This window comes from Klebsiella sp. AqSCr (assembly GCF_008452795.1).
Lineage (GTDB): Bacteria > Pseudomonadota > Gammaproteobacteria > Enterobacterales > Enterobacteriaceae > Klebsiella > Klebsiella pneumoniae.
The window spans coordinates 1-3,740 of record NZ_MJDM01000009.1 but is presented as its reverse complement, the minus strand read 5'-3'; the positions used below and the strand labels follow the sequence as shown (position 1 = coordinate 3,740).

Genomic DNA, 3,740 nt, shown 5'->3' with positions numbered 1-3,740 from the left:
CTTCGAAGTCGATGACGGCAGATTTACAGTCTGCTCCCTTTGGCCGCTCGGGAACCCCACCCAAATTGTTATGGTGCCGACTACCGGAATCGAACTGGTGACCTACTGATTACAAGTCAGTTGCTCTACCTACTGAGCTAAGTCGGCATCAAGTAGCGCGCATTCTAGGGAGAGGAGCGAGTTCATGCAACTAAAAATTTGCATAAAACGTTCTCTTGCTCACATTTTGTGCTCTTACGCGAAAAAACGGTGTAATTTCAAGCAGCGGAGTGCAAATATTCGCCAATAATTCGGCGCTTCAGACGCTGTCCGATCATCTCCGGTTACCTCTATCGCATGCTGACCGCTGACGGAAAGGATTCAGGCCGCTAGCCTAGCCTGTTAGCAAAGGCCATGCTTTGCAAAGAATAAGAAACTTATTCTTCTCTTGTGATGCTGGCGCGAGAAAGCAGCATTCAATGAGTTTTTTTCTTATTATTCCCGGCAATCTGGTGTTACCCTCCTGCCCATTGTCCTGATTAACTCGTGTGAAGCATCACCGTTTCAAGGTATTCGGTGATAGTAAGAACATGCTTATGAGCCAAAAAGAGCAGACGTTAATGACACCGTACCTACAATTTAACCGCCACCAATGGGCTGCACTTCGTGATTCTGTCCCGATGACGTTAACCGAGGAAGAAATCACGCGGTTAAAAGGCATCAACGAAGATCTCTCTCTGGAAGAGGTGGCCGAGATCTATTTGCCGCTGTCGCGTTTGCTCAACTTCTATATCAGTTCTAACCTGCGTCGCCAGGCTGTTCTCGAACAATTTCTTGGCACCAATGGTCAGCGAATTCCCTATATTATCAGTATCGCTGGCAGCGTTGCGGTAGGAAAAAGCACCACCGCCCGCGTTCTGCAAGCTTTGCTTAGTCGTTGGCCGGAGCATCGCCATGTCGAACTCATTACCACTGACGGTTTTTTGCACCCTAACTCGGTTTTAAAAGAACGTGGGTTAATGAAGAAAAAAGGCTTTCCGCAGTCCTATGATATGCATCGCCTGGTGAAGTTTGTCTCCGATCTCAAATCAGGGGTACCGCAGGCAACCGCGCCGGTTTATTCCCATCTGATTTATGATGTTATTCCCAACGGTGACAAAACCGTCGCGCAACCGGATATTTTAATTCTTGAAGGGCTGAATGTTCTGCAAAGTGGAATGGATTATCCGCACGATCCCCATCATGTATTCGTTTCCGATTTTGTCGACTTTTCTATTTATGTCGATGCCCCGGAAGAATTATTGAAAAGCTGGTATATCAACCGCTTTCTTAAATTCCGGGAAGGGGCGTTTACCGATCCGGATTCCTATTTCCATAATTACGCTAAGCTCTCGAAGGAAGAAGCGGTAGATATTGCCACTTCGCTATGGAATGAAATCAACCTAATGAATCTTAAAGAAAATATCCTTCCAACTCGCGAGCGCGCCAGCCTGATCATGACTAAGAGCGCCAATCACTCAGTGAATCAGGTACGCTTACGTAAATAAAAAAAGGGAGCCGAAGCTCCCTTTTTTATTCTGCACTGCGCAATGATATTTCACCACCCACCCAGGCTTTTATTACACCATCCTGCTCCAGCAATAGTGCGCCCTGGGCGTCAATGCCACGCGAAATGCCGTAAATTTCTTTATCACCGATAATCAGTTTCACCGGGCGATGAATAAAGTTATCCAGTTTTTCCCAGCGCGGTAGATAGGGAGCCAATCCTTCCTGCTCGAACAGCTCCAGTCCCAGGCGCAGCTCTTTAATCAGGCGCGCGGCGAGGAGGTTACGGTCGATGACCACCCCCGCTTCCTGAAGGCTGATCCATCCCTGATTGACGACATCAGACTCCACGCGACGCATCACAAGGTTGATACCCGCGCCGCTGACGATTTGTGCGGCATCGCCCGTTTTCCCCGTCAGTTCCACGAGGATCCCTGACAGCTTACGATCCTGCAGGTAAATATCGTTTGGCCATTTCACGCGAACCTGTTCGGCCCCGAACTGCTGCAGAACTTCAGCGATCACAATACCGATCACCAGGCTTAGGCCAATAGCCGCTGCCGGGCCCTGCTCCAGACGCCAGTACATCGAGAGATAGAGATTCGCGCCAAAGGGCGAAAACCATTTTCTGCCTCGCCGGCCTCGCCCTGCTTGCTGATATTCAGCCACACAGGCATCTCCGGACGTCAGCTCATCAAGCCTGTCCAGCAAATACTGGTTAGTAGAGTCGATGACGGGAAGGACCGTCACTCGACCATGGTCTATCTCTTGAGAAATCTTTTTCTCATCTAATAGATGAATAGGCTCCGGCAGGCTGTAACCCTTGCCCGGCACAGTAAACACATCGACGCCCCAGTCACGTAAGGTCTGGATGTGCTTATTAATCGCCGCCCGGCTCATGCCTAACTGCTCACCAAGCTGTTCGCCAGAGTGAAACTCGCCATCAGCAAGGATAGAAATTAGCGTTAAAGGGATAGTATGGTCTTTCACGCAATGCTCTCCTCTGCGTTGACTTCACCATGCGTGCCAATGAAGCGCACCTCGGGCTGAAGCCATACATCGAATTTCGCACCCACCCGCTGGCGAACATAATGAGCAAGTTTTACCACATCCTCGCTGGTCGCTCGATCTTCATTAATCAGTACCAGCGCCTGCTGTCGATGGACGGCCGCGCCGCCGATGCGTTGTCCTTTGAGCTCACATTGATCGATTAGCCAGCCAGCGGCCAGCTTGACGCTGCCATTTGCCTGCGGATAGTGCGGTGCATGAGGGAACTGCGCCAGCAGCGCTTTCGCAACCTGAGCGCTGACGATCGGGTTCTTAAAAAAGCTGCCGGCATTACCGTTAATCTTTGGATCCGGCAATTTAGTCATTCGCATATGACAGACCGCATCAAATACCTGCTGCGGCGTGACGGTCTGCGGATCGAGACGCGTTAAATCACCGTAACTCAGTACAGGCTGCCATGTTTTCGCTAACGATAAGCCAATCGCGACGATGGCATAGCGGTCCTGATATTCATGTTTGAAGATACTGTCGCGATAGCCAAAACGGCATTCCGCGGCTGAAAGACGTTGCTTACGCCCGGTTTCCAGCTCAATGCAGTCAACATATTCGCAAACCCGCTGTAGCTCAACGCCGTAGGCGCCAATATTCTGGATCGGCGAAGATCCTGCGCAGCCAGGGATTAACGCCAGATTTTCCAGACCTGGCATCGCATGCTGTAGCGTGAACTGCACCAACTGATGCCAGTTTTCGCCGGCGCCGACGTGCAAGCGCCAGGCTTCCGGCGTTTCGCTCACCTCGATCCCCATAATCCGGTTGAGGATCACCGTACCGGCATAGTCGTTCAGAAACAGGACATTACTGCCTTCCCCAAGGATCAGCGTGGGTTCGCCTGCCGCGGCAGCGGTTTGCCAGGCGCTTAGCAACTGTTGCTCAGTTTCGGCGCGTACTATCGTCTTGGCGAAGCGTTCAATGCCAAAGGTATTCCAGGGTTTGAGGGAGTGGTTCATAGTGGCTTCCTGATGCAAAATCGGCGTTAGTTTATCGTATCTGGCGGGGGAAGGCTTGTCTGATTACAGGGGCAATGATATTGCGGGGCGTTACCGGTGGTGATGTGGTGTACCGGTGCGGGCTACAGAACGCGACAGGCCCGTAGCCCCGGCAAGCGCAGCGCCACCGGGGAGGCATACCGGCACGCTGGCCGGACGACA

Annotated in this window: 3 protein-coding genes and 1 tRNA gene; 1 reads left to right on the top strand and 3 read right to left on the bottom strand. The window is 51.6% G+C overall.

The window, feature by feature from the left end; genetic code table 11:
• Nucleotides 1-71: 71 nt before the first annotated feature.
• Nucleotides 72-147: transfer RNA gene (locus BHE81_RS23860), tRNA-Thr, on the bottom strand.
• Nucleotides 148-575: 428 nt separating this feature from the next.
• On the opposite strand from BHE81_RS23860, the gene coaA reads away from it, so the two are divergent.
• A complete protein-coding gene (gene coaA, locus BHE81_RS23855; protein ID WP_002883524.1) occupies nt 576-1,526 on the top strand; it encodes a type I pantothenate kinase in 951 nt (316 codons plus the stop codon).
• Nucleotides 1,527-1,551: 25 nt separating this feature from the next.
• On the opposite strand, the gene birA is transcribed toward coaA, so the two are convergent.
• Both birA and murB read right to left on the bottom strand, forming a co-directional pair.
• Nucleotides 1,552-2,514 carry a bifunctional biotin--[acetyl-CoA-carboxylase] ligase/biotin operon repressor BirA gene (birA, locus tag BHE81_RS23850; protein ID WP_009309950.1) on the bottom strand — a complete coding sequence of 321 codons (963 nt, stop codon included), beginning with the start codon at nt 2,512-2,514 and terminating at the stop codon, nt 1,552-1,554.
• Nucleotides 2,511-3,539 carry a UDP-N-acetylmuramate dehydrogenase gene (gene murB / locus BHE81_RS23845; protein WP_004177874.1) on the bottom strand — a complete coding sequence of 343 codons (1,029 nt, stop codon included), beginning with the start codon at nt 3,537-3,539 and terminating at the stop codon, nt 2,511-2,513. The genes birA and murB overlap by 4 nt, the downstream gene beginning before the upstream one ends.
• Between the last annotated feature and the right edge of the window lie 201 nt (nt 3,540-3,740).

Excerpts from the sequence above, each read along its gene's own strand:
- coaA (WP_002883524.1), top strand. The coding sequence starts at position 576 with ATGAGCCAAAAAGAGCAGACGTTAATGACACCGTACCTACAATTTAAC.
- murB (WP_004177874.1), bottom strand. The coding sequence starts at position 3,539 with ATGAACCACTCCCTCAAACCCTGGAATACCTTTGGCATTGAACGCTTC.